This is a genomic window from Brevundimonas sp. C43, assembly GCF_030732185.1.
Taxonomy (GTDB): Bacteria; Pseudomonadota; Alphaproteobacteria; order Caulobacterales; family Caulobacteraceae; genus Brevundimonas; species Brevundimonas diminuta_C.
The window spans coordinates 2,612,968-2,630,216 of the sequence record NZ_CP132231.1; the positions used below are offsets into that span (position 1 = coordinate 2,612,968).

12 protein-coding genes are annotated in these 17,249 nt (G+C 67.2%); 5 read left to right on the forward strand and 7 right to left on the reverse strand.

The genetic code is table 11. The features are described from left to right. Nucleotides 1-40: 40 nt before the first annotated feature. Both coaBC and dut read left to right on the forward strand, forming a co-directional pair. Nucleotides 41-1,270: a bifunctional phosphopantothenoylcysteine decarboxylase/phosphopantothenate--cysteine ligase CoaBC gene (coaBC, locus tag Q9R14_RS13135; RefSeq protein WP_306002678.1), complete on the forward strand. Its 1,230-nt coding sequence runs from the start codon at nucleotides 41-43 to the stop codon at nucleotides 1,268-1,270. Continuing rightward, nucleotides 1,267-1,722: a dUTP diphosphatase gene (gene dut / locus Q9R14_RS13140; RefSeq protein ID WP_306002679.1), complete on the forward strand. Its 456-nt coding sequence runs from the start codon at nucleotides 1,267-1,269 to the stop codon at nucleotides 1,720-1,722. Before coaBC ends, dut begins: the two co-directional genes overlap by 4 nt. 133 nt (nucleotides 1,723-1,855) lie before the next feature. On the opposite strand, the gene Q9R14_RS13145 is transcribed toward dut, so the two are convergent. The 3 genes from Q9R14_RS13145 to secB form a co-directional block, all read right to left on the reverse strand. Continuing rightward, on the reverse strand, nucleotides 1,856-2,698 hold the full coding sequence (locus Q9R14_RS13145; protein ID WP_306002680.1) for a DUF3800 domain-containing protein: 843 nt from the start codon (nucleotides 2,696-2,698) through the stop codon (nucleotides 1,856-1,858). Between the two features lie 78 nt (nucleotides 2,699-2,776). Then, nucleotides 2,777-3,727: a DMT family transporter gene (locus Q9R14_RS13150; RefSeq protein WP_306002681.1), complete on the reverse strand. Its 951-nt coding sequence runs from the start codon at nucleotides 3,725-3,727 to the stop codon at nucleotides 2,777-2,779. A gap of 9 nt (nucleotides 3,728-3,736) precedes the next feature. Continuing rightward, entirely contained in the window at nucleotides 3,737-4,249 is a 513-nt protein-coding gene (gene secB, locus Q9R14_RS13155; protein WP_017505358.1) for a protein-export chaperone SecB, read from the reverse strand. Between the two features lie 198 nt (nucleotides 4,250-4,447). On the opposite strand from secB, the gene timA reads away from it, so the two are divergent. Next, nucleotides 4,448-5,086 carry a TIM44-related membrane protein TimA gene (gene timA, locus Q9R14_RS13160; protein ID WP_306004157.1) on the forward strand — a complete coding sequence of 213 codons (639 nt, stop codon included), beginning with the start codon at nucleotides 4,448-4,450 and terminating at the stop codon, nucleotides 5,084-5,086. Continuing rightward, nucleotides 5,086-6,201, forward strand: coding sequence for an MltA domain-containing protein (locus Q9R14_RS13165; protein WP_306002682.1), 1,116 nt, complete (start codon nucleotides 5,086-5,088; stop codon nucleotides 6,199-6,201). Before timA ends, Q9R14_RS13165 begins: the two co-directional genes overlap by 1 nt. Nucleotides 6,202-6,213: 12 nt before the next feature. On the opposite strand, the gene Q9R14_RS13170 is transcribed toward Q9R14_RS13165, so the two are convergent. Next, complete coding sequence (locus tag Q9R14_RS13170; RefSeq protein WP_306002683.1) at nucleotides 6,214-6,681, reverse strand: universal stress protein; 468 nt, start codon at nucleotides 6,679-6,681, stop codon at nucleotides 6,214-6,216. Between the two features lie 98 nt (nucleotides 6,682-6,779). Then, nucleotides 6,780-11,636 (reverse strand): NAD-glutamate dehydrogenase, encoded by a 4,857-nt coding sequence (locus tag Q9R14_RS13175; RefSeq protein ID WP_306002684.1) that lies wholly within the window; start codon nucleotides 11,634-11,636, stop codon nucleotides 6,780-6,782. 462 nt (nucleotides 11,637-12,098) lie between these two features. On the opposite strand from Q9R14_RS13175, the gene Q9R14_RS13180 reads away from it, so the two are divergent. Further along, nucleotides 12,099-12,995 (forward strand): hypothetical protein, encoded by an 897-nt coding sequence (locus Q9R14_RS13180; RefSeq protein ID WP_306002685.1) that lies wholly within the window; start codon nucleotides 12,099-12,101, stop codon nucleotides 12,993-12,995. Here the strand turns inward: Q9R14_RS13180 and Q9R14_RS13185 are convergent, their stop codons facing one another. Further along, entirely contained in the window at nucleotides 12,996-14,156 is a 1,161-nt protein-coding gene (locus tag Q9R14_RS13185) for an aminotransferase class V-fold PLP-dependent enzyme (protein ID WP_306002686.1), read from the reverse strand. Between the two features lie 84 nt (nucleotides 14,157-14,240). Then, nucleotides 14,241-17,090, reverse strand: a complete 2,850-nt coding sequence (secA, locus tag Q9R14_RS13190) for a preprotein translocase subunit SecA (RefSeq protein WP_306002687.1) — start codon at nucleotides 17,088-17,090, stop codon at nucleotides 14,241-14,243. Nucleotides 17,091-17,249: the final 159 nt, after the last annotated feature.

The following is a 17,249-nucleotide window of genomic DNA, read 5'->3' on the forward strand; positions in this document are numbered from 1 at the left end:
TCGTCTCGACGGCGTCACGCGCGGCGGCTAGACCGTGGGCATGGACAATCGCCCCCTTTCGAACCGCAAGATCCTGCTGATCGTCGGCGGCGGCATCGCGGCCTACAAGGCGCTGGAGCTGGTGCGGCTGATCGCCAAGGCGGGCGGGCGGACGCGGGTGATCCTGACCGAATCCGGCGCCGAGTTCGTCACGCCCCTGTCGCTGGCGGCGCTGAGCGGCCATCCGGTCCGGTCAGGCCTGTTCCATCCTGACGACGAGACCAGCATGGGCCATATCGAGCTGTCGCGCTGGGCCGATCTGGTGGTGGTGGCGCCGGCGACGGCGGGACTGATCGCCAAGGCGGCGAACGGCCTGGCCGACGATCTGGCCTCGACGACCCTGATCGCCACGGACAAGCGGGTGCTGCTGGCGCCGGCGATGAATGTGCGGATGTGGGAGCATCCGGCGGTCCAGGCCAATATGGAGCGGTTGAAGGCCTTTCCGGGTTTCCACGGCGTGGCGGTGGTGGGGCCGGACGACGGCGAGATGGCCTGCGGCGAATACGGGCCGGGGCGCATGGCGGAACCCGCCGCGATCCTGGAGGCCATTGAAGGCCTGCTGGCGGGTGCGGCGGGGCGACCGCTCCAAGGACGCAAGGCCGTGGTCACGGCCGGCCCGACGTTCGAGCCGATCGATCCGGTGCGGGGCCTGACCAATCGCTCCAGCGGCAAACAGGGCTACGCCATCGCCGCCGCCTTGGCCGAGCTGGGGGCCGAGGTGACGCTGGTGTCGGGGCCGACGGCGCTGGCGGCCCCGACCGGCGTGACGCGGATCGATGTGGAGAGCGCGCTGGAGATGCAGGCGGCGACGCAGAGCGCCCTTCCCGCCGACATCGCCGTGCTTTCGGCCGCCGTCGCCGACTGGCGGATCGACACCATCGCCGGCGGCAAGATCAAGAAGGGACCCGGCGGCCCGCCGACCCTGGCCCTGATCGAAAACCCCGACATTCTGGCGGGCGTCGCCGCGCCCGGTCCGAACCGCCCGGCCTTGGTCATCGGCTTCGCCGCCGAGACGACGGATCTGGAGGCCAATGCGCGCGCCAAGCTGTCGCGAAAGGGCTGCGACTGGATCCTGGGCAATGACGTATCCGACGACGTGTTCGGATCGGACGGCAACGCCGTGCTGCTGGTCACCGCCGACAGAACCGAAACCTGGCCGCGTCAGTCCAAGACCGCCATCGCCCGGGCCGTCGCCGCCCGCATCGCCCATCATTTCATGGCCGCCCAATGACCGAGACCGCCATCCAGATCCTGCGCCTGCCGCATTCCGAAGGTCTGCCCCTGCCCGCCTATGAGACGGCCGGGTCGGCGGGCATGGACCTGCGCGCCGCCGTGCCCGAGGATCAGCCGATGACCCTGGCGCCGGGTCAGCGGGCCCTGGTGCCGACGGGGCTGAAGATCGCCCTGCCGCTGGGGTATGAGGCCCAAGTGCGGGCGCGCTCGGGACTGGCGCTCAAACACGGCATCATCTGTCCCAATGCGCCGGGCACGATCGACAGCGACTATCGCGGCGAGTGCGGCGTGATCCTGGCCAATATCGGCGCGGAGCCCTTCATCATCCGCCGCGGCGAACGCATCGCCCAACTGGTGATCGCCCGGCATGAACGGGCGGACTGGATCGAGGTCGGGACGCTGGACGAAACCGAACGTGGGGCGGGCGGGTTCGGATCGACGGGCCGGTAGGCGAATCCGGTTCGGAATCGCTAAATCTCTCGTTGCAATTTTTCAATTCATGAGTTATAAATAGAGTCAAGTGGATTGGGGGTTCCCGGTCGGCGTTATGGCCTCGGTGGGTTCACCGGGGCCTTTCGCTTTTTTAGGCTTCTGGATAGATCAAGTAGCCGACGCCCTCGTAATCTTTTCCAGCAGTGGCTCGGCCTCCGCGGCAGAAGAACTTCTTCTTTAGAATGTCAAAAGCTCGATTGGCTTGGCCAAGACGGACGACACTGAGTCCAATAGGCCTCGCCACCAAATCGGCCAGCTGGAGACCGGACGAATTCGCTTTCTTGTCCGCAAATACGACAGAGAATGGCAGCGGTGTCGAAAACCTGTTGGCGCCATCACAAACACGCCTGAACTCCAACTCAAGCTCGGCATCTTCCTTCTTGCCCCGCCCCTCGACCACGACGTGCGTCATTCCGTCCAACTGCCCCTTCTCGCTCAAAAAATCGCGCAGCTGTTCCAAGCAGAATTTCAGTGCGACGTGGTAGGGGTTGCTGGCGATTTCACCCGTCTCGACCATGCGCCGCTTGTCGATGACACATGATATGAGCACAAATTTGCTGGCCTGAATTATTCGAGACAGGGCACCCATGAAGCGATTCTTGCCAGCCGCGCCAGAGAGCCGAAACTGGCCGGTCTCCTTTCGAATATCTCTTTCGTGCAGTATTACGATGTCGTGGCCAAACTCTGCAAACTTGAAGGCCTCCAGTGAAGGCACGACTGCGCGTCCGTAATACGCCTTGTGAAAGACGCAGAGGGAAAGCACAAACACAGGATAGGCATCGTCTATCGCCACCATACTATGGTCGCCGCTCTCATCCACATAGACGATATAATCGCTGAACCTGGGCTTTTCCGCCGCAGACTCGCCGTCGGCGTTCTGGACGCCAGCGAAGAGGGGCAGTTGTTCAGCGTCAGATGACACGGATGCGTTCATTTTCGAACTCGGCGTAGATTTCTCAAAGCCATATATCCGTGAACGTGATAATTTCTCTACTTAGCGGCGAAAGAAGACCTAAACCAGCGGCGCGGTCGACTGAATCAGGCCCGCTTTGCGGCGGATATGTTCGCGCCAGGCGGTGTAGAGGCCGCTGCTGGCGATCAGGGCGGCGCCGGCCAGGGTGGTGAGGGTGGGCGTCGCGGCCATCAGCCACCAGCCGAAGACGATGGCGCCGACGATCTGGAGATAGTCGAAGGGCGCGACCACGGCGACCGGAGCCTTTTGCAGAGAGGCGGTCATGAACAGTTGCGCCAGGCCGCCGACGACGCCCGATCCGACCAGCAGGCCAAGTGTGCCGAGCGCGTGCCAATGGCCGACGAAGGGCAGCAAGATCGCCCCCACAACCGAGCAGGCGACGAAGAACCAGAAGACGATGGCGGCGACATGTTCGGTGTCGCGCAGCTGGCGCAGGGTGATGGTCACGCCGGCCGTCAGCACCGCCCCGATCAGGGCGAAGGCCACGCCGGCCAGCGGCAGGACCGAATGGCCGACGCCCGGCCGCATGACGACGATCACGCCGATGAAGCCGACCGCGACGGCAGCCCAGCGGCGCGGGCCGACCGCCTCCTTCAGCACGAAGAAGGACAGGATGGTGGCGAAGATCGGGGCGGTGAAGCTGAGGGTCGTCGCGTCGGCGAGAGGCAGCAGCGTCAGCGTCTGAAACAGGCACAGGATGGCCGCGACGCCCAGGGCGCTGCGTCCCAGATGAGCCAGGGGGCGGCGCGTCGACAGGGCCGAAAGGCCGCCCGGCTGGGTCAGCACCCAGGCCACAACGACCGGAAGGCCGAAGAAGGCGCGGTAGAACAGCATTTCCGGCGCCGCCACGCCGTCCTGCGACGCCAGTTTCAACGTCGCCGTCATGATCGAGAAGCAGCCGGCGGCGGCGATGCGCAGAAGAATGCCGCGGACGACATCCTCGCCCGCGGCTTTCGATGGGTGAGGCGAAGGCCGCGCGGCGGCGACCATGTCGCGCGCTTAAGCCTGGCCGGTTTCGACCGGCTGCTGGGCGATCTGCTGCTGGCGCGCGATGTAGATGGCAGCGAAGTCGATCGGGTCCAGCTGGAACGGGGGATAGAAGCCGCCGTCGGCCGTGGCGCCCGAGATGATCTCGCGCGCGAACGGGAACAGGTAGCGCGGGCATTCGATCAGCAGCAGGGGCTCGATGTCCTGCTCCTGGACATTGGCCAGCTGGAACAGGCCGCCGTAAACCAGTTCGACGTGGAAGACGGGCTGGTTCTCGTGCGTCGCCTTGATCGACAGCTTCAGGTCCAGTTCGAACAGGCCGTCCGGGCGGCCCTGGGCGGCCATTTCAACGCCGAGGTCGATGGCGGGCTTGCCGTCGATGCGCAGGGATTCCGGGGCGCGCGGGTTCTCGAACGAGAAGTCGCGGACGTATTGCGCCAGGATGCGGAAGCCGGGACCGGCGGGCTGGCCCTGCTGGGCGTCGCCTTGCTGGGGCTGTTCGGCGGGAGGGGCGGCGTCGGTCATGAAACGGTCTTTGGCGCAGTTTGGGGCCGATGAGGCCGGAATGAGGCGCCGCGACTACCATGCCGGGACGCTTGGCCGCAACGTCGCGCGCGCGATTGGGGGCGCGCTTCGCCTTGCCTCACCCTATATGAGCCCGTAATCACGCCAGACTAAGGGTTTGGCGCACCCGTCGTTCGCTACAGGAATCTCCTCTTGAACATTCCGGTTCAGTTCCAGGTCGTCGTCTTCGCCTTCATCGCAGCCTTCGTGCTGTTCCAGCTCTACAATGTGCTGGGCAAGCGGGTGGGCCGTCAGCCGCAGGAAGACGCCAAGATCGCGCCGCCCGGCCCGGCCCAGGCCGAGACGCCCAAGATCGCGGCGATCGACCCGGCGACCCTGGCCTCCATCGCCAGCCTGAAGGCGCGCGATCCGGCGTTCGACCCGGCCCGTTTCCTGGACGGCGCGCGCCAGGCCTATGAGACCATCGTTCGCGGCTACGCCGCCGGCGACCGGGCCGCGCTGAAGCCGTTGCTGAAGCCGAACGTCTTCGCCTCGTTCGAGACCGGCATCGCAGCGCGCGAGACACGCGGAGAGACCGAGACGGTCGAGTTCCTGTATCCGCCCCGGGCCGATCTGGAAGGCGCGGTCGCCGAGGGCGACAAGGCCGTGGCCAAGGTCCGTTTCCTGGCCGAACTGCGCAGCCGGGTGACCAAGGCCTCGGGGGAAACGGCGGACGCGACGACGGGCGAGCCGCTGGTGGAGGAACGCCGCACGGCCGAACACTGGACCTTCGAACGCACCCTGGGCGCGACGGACCCGAACTGGGTCCTGGCGCGCGTCGAGCCGGCCAACGCCTGATGGCGGTTCGCGGCTGGTCGGGCGGATTGGTGACGCTGACGGCCGCCCTGGCTGTCGCCGCCTGTTCGACCGGGCCGATGACGCCGACCGGCGCGACGGGGCCGCAGACGGGGCCTGTTCCCTATACGCCCTCGACCAATCCGACCCCGCCTCCCGCGCCGTCCGACGCCCTGAGCCCCGCCGTTCTGCCGGGGTGGAACCAGGAGGATCACCTGGCCGCCTTCCGGGCCTATGTGGACGGGTGCGGCGCGGCGCGTGACGAGGCCGCACGCCGGGTCTGCGGACGCGCCAAGGCCATGGCGACGACGATGACGATCACGCCGTCGCAGGCGCGCGCCTTCTTCGAAGCCAGCTTCAGCGCGATCCCGGCCCAGACGCCGGACGGGCGACCAGGGCTGCTGACCTCCTATTTCGCGCCCGAATATCCGGCGCGGCGACGGCCGGACGCCGAGTTCTCAGCCCCCGTCCTGCCCAAGCCCGCCAATCCCCGCGCCGCCGGCGACCGGGCCTATATCGAATCCGCCGCACGGCCGGAGCAGGCCCTGGCCTGGATGCGGGCCGAGGACCTGTTCTTTCTGCAGATCCAGGGGTCGGGGTATCTGACGTTCGAGGACGGCACGCGCGGCCGCGCCGCCTACGCCGCCGACAATGGCAAGCCGTTCGTGGGCATCGCCCGACCGATGGCGCAGCAGGGGCTGTTGCCGCAGAACGGCACCTCCGGCGACGCGATCCGGGACTGGCTGGCCAGCCATAGGGGCTATGAGGCGCAGGCGGTCATGGCGCTGAACCCGCGCTACATCTTCTTCCGGCTGGACCCCGACGATGACGGCCATCCGGCAGGGGCGGCCGGCGTACCCCTGACCGAGCGGCGGGCCATAGCGGTCGATCCGGCGCACTGGCGCTATGGTGAACTGGTCTGGCTGGAGGCCGACGGGGGCAATCTGCGCGGCGCCACGGCCAGCTATCGCGGTCTGGCCATGGCGCTGGACACCGGATCAGCCATTCGCGGACCGGTGCGCGCCGACCTCTATATGGGTCGCGGCGACCGCGCGGGGGCCGAGGCCGGGACCGTGCGCCACCCCTTGCGGATGTGGCGCCTGGTCCCGAAGGGTTAGGCCCCTGCCCGGCTAGGCCAGGTCTTCGATCTCGTCTTCGGTCAGTTCGCCGGGGACGATGGTGACGGGCAGTTTGCGGCCGCCGATCTGCGCGCCCTGTTTGATGATGGCCGAGACCAGCGGGCCGGGGCCGCGCGAACTGGTTCCAGCGGCCAGGACCAGGATCTTGATCTCAGGGTCGGCGGCGACGACTTTCTTGATCGCGGCCTGGGCCTCGCCCTTTTCGATCAGGAAGACCGGCGCGGCGCCGGAGCGGGTCTGCGCCTCCTCGCCCAGACGGTTCAGCAGGATTTCCGCCTCCTGGCGCTGCTGGCGTTCGATTTCCTCGCGCACGCCCGACCAGTGGGCGTCGCTGTCGGTCGGCAGGACGCGCAGCATGACCACGCGCCCGCCCGTCGATTTCGCCCGGCGCGAGGCGAACAGCAGGGCGGCCTCGAACTCCGGACTGTCATCGACGACGACGAGGAACTTTCTCGGCATTGCGGCCTCCCCAGCCTGATCAGCGGCTGAAGAGGCCGTGAGACGACGGCTTCGTCAAGCGATCACGTGCTCAAGCAGGCCGACGGCCGATAGCACGACTAACCATTCACCGCCGCCGTCGCCAGATCGCGGATCGTGGCGTTGGCGATGGTCAGTTTGGCGAAGGTCCAGCCCGAGCCGGACTGTTCGATCTCGTCCACCGAAGCGCGCACGCCCTCGACCGTCGCCTGTTTGGAGCCGATCCAGGCGTCCACGGCGGCCTCGGCCGCGTCCTCGCTGACGCCGACCGACGGATCGGAGGCGCGGGCGACGGCGCGGGTCAGGGCCGCCTGCTCGTTCATTAGATCCTCGATCAGACGACGGACGGCGAGACGATCGAAATGATCCGCAGACGGAATGGAGCCGGCGGCGGCGCGCAGACGGTCGAAATCAAAGGCGGCGCCGACCTGGTGATACAGGCGCGCCATGGCCGCGACCGGCCAGTTCGCCTCCTGCGCCAGGTCCCCGATGTCGGAGGCGGCGACGAGGGGGCGCATGATGGCGATGCTGCGGGTCAGATCCTCGGGCGCGCCGTGGTCGGCGAAGCGTTTGACGCGCGCATCCAGACGCCCCTGTTCGAAGCGCGACAGGACCGGCGCGCCCTCGGCCTGCAAGGCGTCGGCGATCGGACGATAGCGGTCGATCAGGGCCTGGACCGACAGACCGCCCTTGGCGCGGCGGGCCAGCCAGAAGGTCTGACGACGCAGGACGACGGCGATCTCCTGATACAGGGCGATCTGGGCCTCGGCCGAGATCTTCAGGTCCAGGGCCGACACAGCGTCCCAGGCCTCGTCCAGACGGAAGACGCGACGCGCCGCCTCGAAGGCGATGATCAGGGCGGTGGTGTCGCATTCCGCCGAGCCGCGCAGGCGGTCGGGGAAGGTCGGGCCGCACATGTTGACGACTTCGTTGGCCATGACGGTGGCGATGATCTCGCGCCGCAGACGGTGGCTCTTCATCTCCGGTTCGAACCGGGCCAGGGCCTCGGGGAAGTAGCGGACCAGGATCTGTTCGAAGAAGGGATCCTCGGGCGCCTGCGAGGCGACGATGTCGTCCGACAGCTCAAGCTTGGCGTAGGCCATCAGTACGGCCAGCTCGGGCCGGGCCAGCGGAATGCCCGCCGTCATCAGCTCCTTGACGCGGGCGTCGTTGGGCAGGCCCTCGACCTTGCGGTCCAGCTTTCCGCGCGCCGACAGGCTCTGCATGAACCGCTGCTGGGCGTCCAGGGCGCCGACGCCCTCGGCCTGTTGCAGCGTCAGGGCCAGGGTCTGGTCGTAGTTGTGGGCCAGCACCTTCAGGCCGACCTCGTCGGTCATTGAGGCCAGAAGCGGCGTGCGCTCCTCGGCTGGCAGGACGCCGTTGGTCACGGCCGAGCCAACCAGGATCTTGATGTTGACCTCGTGGTCGGAGGTGTCGACCCCGGCGGAGTTGTCGATGGCGTCGGTGTTGATGCGACCGCCGGCCTGGCCGAAGGCGATGCGCCCGGCCTGGGTGAAGCCGAGGTTTGCGCCCTCGCCCACCACCTTGACCCGCAGTTCGTCGGCGTTGATGCGCAGGGCGTCGGTGCCCTTGTCCCCGACCTGGGCGTCGGTTTCGGCCGCCGATTTCACATAGGTGCCGATGCCGCCCAGATAGAGCAGTTCGACCGGCGCCTTCAGGATGGCGCGGATCAGGCTGACCGGGTCCAGTTCGTCCTCGGCGATGTCCAGGGCCGCCTTGATCTGCGGCGTCAGCTGGATCGACTTGGCCGAGCGCGAGAAGACGCCGCCGCCCTCCGAAATCAGGACCTTGTCGTAGTCCTGCCAGGACGAGCGCGGCAGATCGAACAGACGCTTGCGCTCGACCCAGCTGGTTACATGATCCGGGTTCGGATCAATGAAGATGTCGCGGTGATCGAAGGCGGCGACCAGGCGCGTCGCCTTGGACAGAAGGACGCCGTTGCCGAAGACGTCGCCGGACATGTCGCCGACGCCGACCATGGTGAAGGGCTGGGTCTGGATGTCCTTGCCCATTTCGCGGAAGTGGCGCTTGACCGCCTCCCACGCGCCGCGCGCGGTGATGCCCATGGCCTTGTGGTCATAGCCGATGGAGCCGCCCGAGGCGAAGGCGTCGCCCAGCCAGAAGCCGTAGGAGGCCGAGACGCCGTTGGCGATGTCGGAGAAGGTCGCCGTGCCCTTGTCGGCGGCCACGACCAGATAGGGGTCGTCGCCTTCCCAGGCGATGACATTGGCCGGATGGGTCACCGAACCGTCGGCGGCGATATTGTCGGTGATGTCCAGAAGGCCGGACAGGAAGGTGCGATAGGCGCGGATGGCCTCGCCCTGAATGGCCTCGCGGTCGGTCGTGCGGGGCAGTTGCTTGGGATAGAAGCCGCCCTTGGAGCCGACCGGCACGATGACCGCGTTCTTGACCTGCTGCGCCTTGACCAGGCCCAGCACCTCGGTGCGGAAGTCGTCGCGACGGTCCGACCAGCGCAGACCGCCGCGCGCGACGGGACCAAAGCGCAGGTGCACGCCCTCGACGTGGGGCGCCCAGACGAAGATCTCGCGATAGGGTTTGGGCAGCGGCAGGTCGTCCAGCTCGCGCGAGGCGATCTTGATCGAAATGTGCGGCTTGGGCTGACCGTCGGCGTCCAGCTGGAAATAGTTGGTGCGCTTGATCGCGCCGATCAGGGCGGCGATGCGGCGCAGGGCCCGGTCGTGATCCAGACTCTTTACGTCCTGCAGCAGGGTGACGATCTTGGCGTCGAGCTCGGCGACGGCCGGCGCGCGGTCGTCGGCCGACCCCCCTTCCGGCGCGAACTTGGCCTTGAACAGCGACAGCAGGGCGCGCGCCACGTCGGGATATTCGCGCAGGGCCTCTTCCTGCACCGTCTGGGAGGGGTCGAGACCCGTCTGCTGGCGATAGTGGGCCAGGGTGCGGATCAGGGCGGCGTCGCGCCATTCCACGCCCAGTTCGATCACCAGGCGGTTGAAGCCGTCGCTTTCGTTGCGGCCGGTCCAGACGGCGGCGAAGGCGTCCTCGAACGGGCCCTTCACGTCATCGAAGACCAGCGCCTCTCCGCGGGGATCCTCCATCAGGAACTCGTGGACGTGGATCTCCTCCTCGCCCATCGGGCGGATCGGATAGCCGTATTCCTCCAGCGTCTTCAGACCCATATCGGCCAGGATCGGCAGGACGTCGGACAGGGGCACGGCCGGGCCGCGACGATAGAGTTTGAAGCGGAACTGCAGACGGCTGTCGTCCGGCGTGCGGAAGGCGCGCACGGCGACGGCCTTGCCCTCGCCCGGCAGGCCGGTCTCGTTCAGCCGGTTCACATATTGCAGGTCGGTCGCGGCCTCATCGGCGTCATAGCGATCGCGATAGGCGGCGCCGAAGGCGCGGGCCCATTGGGCGCTCAGCGGACCGACGGCGACTTCCTCGACGCCCGAGCGGCGCAGGGCGCCTTCGAAACGATCGACCCAGCCGCGACCAGCCTCGGCGACGTCGGCTTCCAGCTGGGCGGCGTCCGGGATTGGGTGGGCGCCGGGCTCGACGCCGATGATGTAGTGGATGCGCACCAGGGGCGCGTCGGAGAGCTCCGGATACCAGGCCGAGATGCGGCCGCCCCAGGCGCGGGCGATGATCTGGCCGATGCGTTCGCGTACGGCAGAGTCGAACTTCTCGCGCGGAATGAAGCACAGGACCGAGACGAAGCGGTCGAACGGATCCTGGCGCGAGAACAGACGGATGCGCGGCCGGTCGTAGAGGTGAAGGATGCCCAGGGCGATGGACAGCAGCTCGTCCTCGCTGACCTGGAACAGTTCGTCGCGCGGATAATTCTCAAGGATGTTCTTGAGGCGTTTCTCATTGTGGCTGCCGGGCGCCTTGTCGGCGCGGGCCAGGGCGTTGGCCACCTTGCGACGCAGCAGAGGCACCTCGGTCGTCAGCTGGTCGTAGGCTTCCGACGTGAACAGGCCGACAAAACGGGTCTCGCCGGTCGCCTTGCCGTCCGGGCTGTAACGCTTGACCCCGACATAATCCATGTAGGCGCGACGGTGGACGCGCGAGCGGGCGTTGGCCTTGGCCACCGTCACCGGTTCGCTGAGATCCAGCTGGCGACGCATCTGGCGTGTCAGGACGGCGGGCTCCGAGGCGCGACGCAGCACCGTGCGCTCAGGATCGGCCAGGATCCCCAGGCCGTCGGTGGACAGGCCCAGCGGCGCCTCGGCCTCATAGTCGCCGTCGGCGTTCAGCGGATAGTCGTAGTCACGCGCGCCCAGGAAGACGAAATGGTCGCTCTTCAGCCATTTCAGGAAGGCGATGTTCTCGGCCAGGACGGCGGGATCGACCGGGGGCGGGGTCTCTTCCAGACGCTGCACGGCCTGGCGCATCAGAGACGTCATGGGGTCGTGATCGGCGACGGCGGCGTGGACGTCCGACAGGCTCTGGGCCAGGCCTTCGCCCAAGGCGTCGCGGCGCTCCTGCGGCACGCTGTCGATGACCAGCATGATGATCGACAGGCGGCGGCCGTCCAGTTCGACCACCGGGTGGAACAGGGCGCGCACGGACACGCCGGCCTCGGCCAGGGCGCCCATGACGCTGTCGACCAGGAAGGGGGCGTCGGACTGGACGATACGCACCAGATCGTAATCAAGCACCTTGTCCGACGCGCCGTGCAGCGGGCCGACGGTGATGGCGGGAGCGGCCGCGTCGGTCGGATAGGCCTTGGCGGCGGTCCAGGAGGCGGCGAGCAGGGCGGCCAGATCCTCGCCGCTGAGCTCGGGCGTCTCATCGGCCGAATAGTCTTCGTGCGCCTGGGTCAGATAGGTCTGTTCGACTGCGCCGGGCCCGGTCCCCACGATCTTGGCGAAGGCCGCCTCCAGCGCGGCCTTGGTGATCGGCTGAACGGGTTGGCGCAGATCGTGGGCGGTCATGGACGAGCAGTCTCGAACGACGCGGCAGGGCCGCAAGGGATGCGGCGCGACGGGGCGCCACCCCCGCTGACTAGGCCAGGTCCGGTCGCTCGGGAAGCCCCTGGCGACCGTTCATTGTAATGATCAGTGATCAGGTTGGAATTATTGTGCAGCGCCACAAAGCAGAAAGCCGCCGGACTGGGGGAGTCCGGCGGCCTGCGCGAGCGGCGCCTGGAGGGGAGGGGAGGGCGCCGGCTTCGCTTCGCTGCGGTTCGGAGGGGGAGTGTCCCGCAGCGTCGAAATCGGAAATGGGAAGCCGCCTGCGCCGTTCAAGAGCGCATCGGGCGGAATCTTTCGCGACATTTTGGCGCCTCTGGTTGGCGCCTCTGGGCTCTGATGAAGACGTCGGCGAACGCGGGCGACAACGGATTTCGATGCTATGCGTTAGGGAGGGTCAACGGTGAAGCTGGAGCACCCGATTACATGCGTCGCTTTTTGATGGGTTCGATCGTGGCGGCCGTGGTCGGCCTGCTGCTCGCCGGCGCCGGATACTGGGCCTATTGGAACTTCTACTCGCGGTTCCAGCCGGTCACGATCAGCCGCAATCAGGCCGAGGTGCAGCAACTGCTGGACGAGGCGTCCTGGGTGTCGGACGGCAGCGGGGGACAGGCCCTGTATATCGTCACCTATCGCGACAGCGCCTCGGCCCTGCGTTACGCGCGCGACGAGGCGCCCAAGCTGAAGGCGGCGGGGATCGAGACGCGCTACATCCTGTTCGCTCGCCCCGATCTGGAGGGCGCGGCGCAATCGACGGCGGCGGAGCGGGCCACAGTCGCGGAACTGTGGCTGACCCGCGACTGGCCGCTTTATCAACGCTGGATGGCGACGCCGGCCAATAGCTGGACCGCCGCCGGTGTGCCGCAGGCGGACGGCAATCTGGCGCGCACCGCCGTGGTCGAGGCCGGCCGTCGTTTCAACGAGCGGCTGAGCCAGCTACTCAAGGAGTCCGGCGTCGACATCAGCTATCCGCTGATCCTGTGGCGCGACAAGCAGGGCTTCCTGAAGGCCTGCGGCTGCTCGGACCGGCAGGCCTGGGCCTTCATCCGCGACGATGTCGGCGCTCCCGACCGGTTGGGCCAGCCCGACGCAGGACCGATCGCGCCCGATGAAGCGGCGCCGGCGCAGGACGCCCGCCCTTCGGCCATGCCCTATCCGGACCTGCCGGCGATCCCTCCGGTCAATGCGCCGGCGGGAGGGACCACGCCGACGCCGCCCTCGCCTGAAGCCCGCCCGGCGACCCCGCCCGCAACGAACCGACCGGCGCCGTCGCCGCGCACGGCCCCGGCGCCCAGCAAGCAGGACGACACGACCTTCTACTGATCAGAGAGATCGGCAGGCCGCGATCAGGCGGTCGACGTCCTCGGCGTCCTGGTACAGGCCGAAGCCGAAACGGATGACGTCGTCGCGCACGTCGGTGACGATGTTCGCCGCCCGCAGAACGGCGCACCAGGCCTGGGCGTCGGGATGACGTAAGGCGAGGAAACGGGCGCGAGGCGCGTCGCCCTCGACCGGATTGAGGATTTCGGCCTGCGACAACACCCCGGCCTGTCCACCCTGGACGGCCTGCTGGAACCTGGTCGCCAGATCGCGGCCATGGGCGGCGATGGCGGCGGTGTCGAGCCCCTGCTGATCCAGCATTCGGCGCACGGCGTTGAAGCGATACAGCGGCGTGCAGTCGAAGGTGGCGCCCCAGAAGCGACCACCGTCGCTGCGATATTGGACGCCGCCGGGCGGACCCGACAGGTCGCCAAACTCCGCGAACCAGCCGGTGACGACAGGACGCGGGCAGAAGCCGGGCGGGGCGTGCAGGAAGCAGACGCCCTCGCCAGACATGGCGTATTTGTAGCCGCCGGAGACATAGAAGACCCGGTCGGCCACCGCCGACAGGTCGGTCGGGGTCGCCATAAAACCGTGATAGCCGTCGATCAGCACCCAGGGCCCTTCGGGTCTCGCCAGGGCGGCGAGCTCCTCGATCCGGTCGAACAGGCCCCCGGTGCGGAAGAAGACGTAGCTGACCACGATCCAGTCGTAACCGCCCCTGGACGCCTCGGCGACGAAGCGATCGGCGAAGGTGTCGAAGGGCGCCAGCGGAACGCGCGTGACCACCGCCGCCCCGATCTCTTCCCACCGTTCCGCCTGGCGACGGAAGGAGTGGAACTCGCCGTCGGTCGCCAGAATGCGAACCGGCCTGGTCTCCACGCCCGAAAATAGGCGCAGCAGGAAGTCGTGGGTGTTGGACGAAAAGACGATGCTGTCGGGCGAGGGCAGTCCCAGCTCGGCCGCGACATGGGCCTGGGCCTCGGGGATCACCTGACCGAAGACGAGGTCCCACTTGTGGTCGGCATGCAGATTGGCGTCGAGCCAGGTCTGCTGCTGCGCCTCGAAACTGGCGTCGGGCCACAAGTGATGGCTGTGCGCGGCGAAATGCAGCCGACCGGGCGCCGCCGACAGGGCGCGGGAGAAGAGGGACTTGTAGGTCATCCCCCTTCTTTAGGACATCTCACTCAGCGCTCAAGCAGCGAGCCGAAGCGCGGCGAGCGAGAGCTCCGCGCGGTGGCTCGCCTCTTAAACGAGAGCCCCGTGGCAGTGTTTGAACTTGCGGCCCGAGCCGCAGGGGCAGGGGGAGTTGCGGCCGGTCATTTCCCAGCCGGGCGGCAGAGCCTCGACGGGCAGTTTGGAGCGGTCGTCGCCGATCAGCGTGCCTTCGGGGTTCTGGGCCGACGGATTGGCCATCTCGTTCTCGCCGGTGCCGGGGTTCAGGTGGATTTCCTGGAACTCAGGCAGTTCGGGCGGCGCCTGGAAGCGGAACTCCACCGTCATCAGCCAGCGGGTCACATTGTGGCGCAGGTCGTAGAGCAGGTTCTCGAACAGGGAGAAGGCTTCGGTCTTGTATTCGTTCAGCGGGTCACGCTGGCCGTAGCCGCGCAGGCCGATGACGCCGCGCAGGTGGTCCAGGTGGACCAGGTGCTCGCGCCACTGCATGTCGATCATCTGCAGCATGAACTGCTTTTCCAGACCACGCGTCTGGTCGGCGCCGATCTGTTCCAGGCGTTCGGCGGCGCGGGCGTCGGCGGCGGCCAGCAGCCGCTCCTCGATCTCCTCGTTCGACACGCCTTCCTCGGCGGCCCAGTCGTGCAGCGGCAGCTCCAGACCCAGGGTCGAGCGGACCTTTTCGTCCAGGCCGTCGATGTCCCACTGTTCGGCATAGGCCTTGGGCGGCATGTAGCGTTCGACCAGGTCGGACACCACGTCGCGGCGGAAGTCGCCGACCAGTTCGGACAGGTCCTCGGAGTCCATGAACTCCTGGCGCTGTTCAAACACGGCCTTGCGCTGGTCGTTCACGACGTCGTCGTATTTCAGCAGGTTCTTGCGGATGTCGTAGTTGCGGGTCTCGACGCGCTTCTGGGCGGTCTCGATGGCGCGGTTCAGCCAGGGGTGGGTGATGGCCTCGCCCTCCGCCACGCCGAAGGTCTTCATGATCGAGTCGAGGCGGTCGCCGGCGAAGATGCGCAGCAGGTCGTCCTCGCAGGACAGGTAGAATTTCGAGGTGCCGGGGTCACCCTGACGGCCGGTGCGCCCGCGCAGCTGGTTGTCGATGCGGCGGCTCTCGTGGCGCTCGGTGCCCAGAACGAACAGGCCGCCGGCGGCCAGAGCCTTTTCTTTCTGGACAGCGATCTCGGCCTTGAACTCGGCCTCCTTGGCCGCTTCCATTTCCGGTGTGACCTCGACGGCCATGTTGCGTTGTTCCAGCAGCCACTTCTGCATCTTCATCTCGAGGTTGCCCCCGAGCTGAATGTCGGTGCCGCGGCCCGCCATGTTGGTGGCGATGGTCACCACGCCCGGCAGGCCGGCGTCGGCGACGATGTAGGCTTCCTGTTCATGCTGGCGCGCGTTCAGGACGCTGTGCGGAATGCCGCGCAGCTTGGTCTCGTAGGTGATGTCATAGGCGGCGTCACCGATCTTTTCGGCTTCCTTGGCCTTGCCCGCATATTCCGGCTTCAGCGTGCGCGAGGTCTCGACCTTGTATTCGAAGCGGCTCAGCAGGTCCGACAGCTGTTCCGAACGCTCGATCGATACGGTGCCGACCAGGATCGGCTGACCGGCGAGGTGGCATTCGGCGATCTGGCGCGCGATGGCCTGGTTCTTCTCGGCGTGGGTCCGATAGACCTCGTCGTCGTAGTCCTTGCGCTGGATCGGCCGGTTGGTCGGCACTTCCAGCACGTCCATTTTGTAGATGTCGCCGAATTCCTGGGCTTCGGTCGCGGCCGTGCCGGTCATGCCCGACAGCTTTTCGTACAGGCGGAAGTAGTTCTGGATCGTCACCGAGGCCAGGGTCTGGTTCTCGGGCTGGATCTTGACGTCTTCCTTGGCCTCGATAGCCTGGTGCAGGCCTTCGGACAGGCGGCGTCCGGTCATCATGCGGCCGGTGAACTCGTCGATCAGGACGATCTCGCCGCCCTTGATGATATAGTCCTTGTCACGCTGATACAGGGTGTTGGCCCGCAGGGCCTGGTTGGCGTGGTGAACCAGGCTGATGTTGGCGGCGTCGTACAGGCCGGTGGTGTCGGCGGCGAAGTGACCGCCGGCCTCCAGGGCCTCTTCCATCCGCTCGGAGCCCAGCTCGGTCAGCAGGACCTGCTTCTGCTTCTCGTCGAGCTCGAAGGTGTCCTTGTCCTTGATCAGGTCTTTGATCAGGCCGTCGAGGATCTTGTAGAGATCCGAACGGTCCTCGGTCGGGCCCGAGATGATCAGAGGCGTGCGCGCCTCGTCGATCAGGATGGAGTCGACCTCGTCGACGATGGCGAAGTTGTGCGGACGCTGCACCATCTCGCGCCGGTCATAGACCAGGTTGTCGCGCAGATAGTCGAAGCCGAATTCGTTGTTGGTGCCGTAGGTGACGTCGGCGTTATAGGCCTGCTGGCGCTGGCCCTGGCTGAGGCCGTTGACGATGACGCCGACCTCAAGACCCAGGAAGCGATAGACCTTGCCCATCGTCTCGGCGTCGCGGCGGGCCAGGTAGTCGTTGACGGTGATGACGTGCACGCCCTTGCCCGGCAGGGCGTTCAGATAGACCGGCGCCACGGCGACCAGGGTCTTGCCTTCGCCGGTCCGCATCTCGGCGATGCCGCCTTCGTGCAGGATCATGCCGCCGGCCAGCTGAACGTCGTACTGACGCTGGCCCAGCACGCGCTTGGAGGCTTCGCGCACGACGGCGAAGGCTTCGGGCAGGATCTTGTCCAGGGTTTCGCCGTTCGCCAGCCGATCGCGGAAGGCGTCGGTCATCATCCGCAGTTCGTCGTCGGACAGGGCGGCGAACTTGGGCTCCAGCGCATTGATGCGCTGGGCGTGGTCCTGGAAGGCCTTGACCTTGCGGTCGTTGGAAGAGCCGAAAAGTTTCTTGGCGAAGCCGAGCATATTGGATCCGGTAAGCGGTCGAGCGTCTGCGAGCTGAGCGGCTCTGAAATCCCGTGAGGGGCGGCGATACGGACGCCGTGAGAGAGGCCCTGACCGACCGCAGCCCCGGAGCGCCGCATCAGGCGCGCGCGAAGGGCCGCGCAGACGATCAAAACCCCT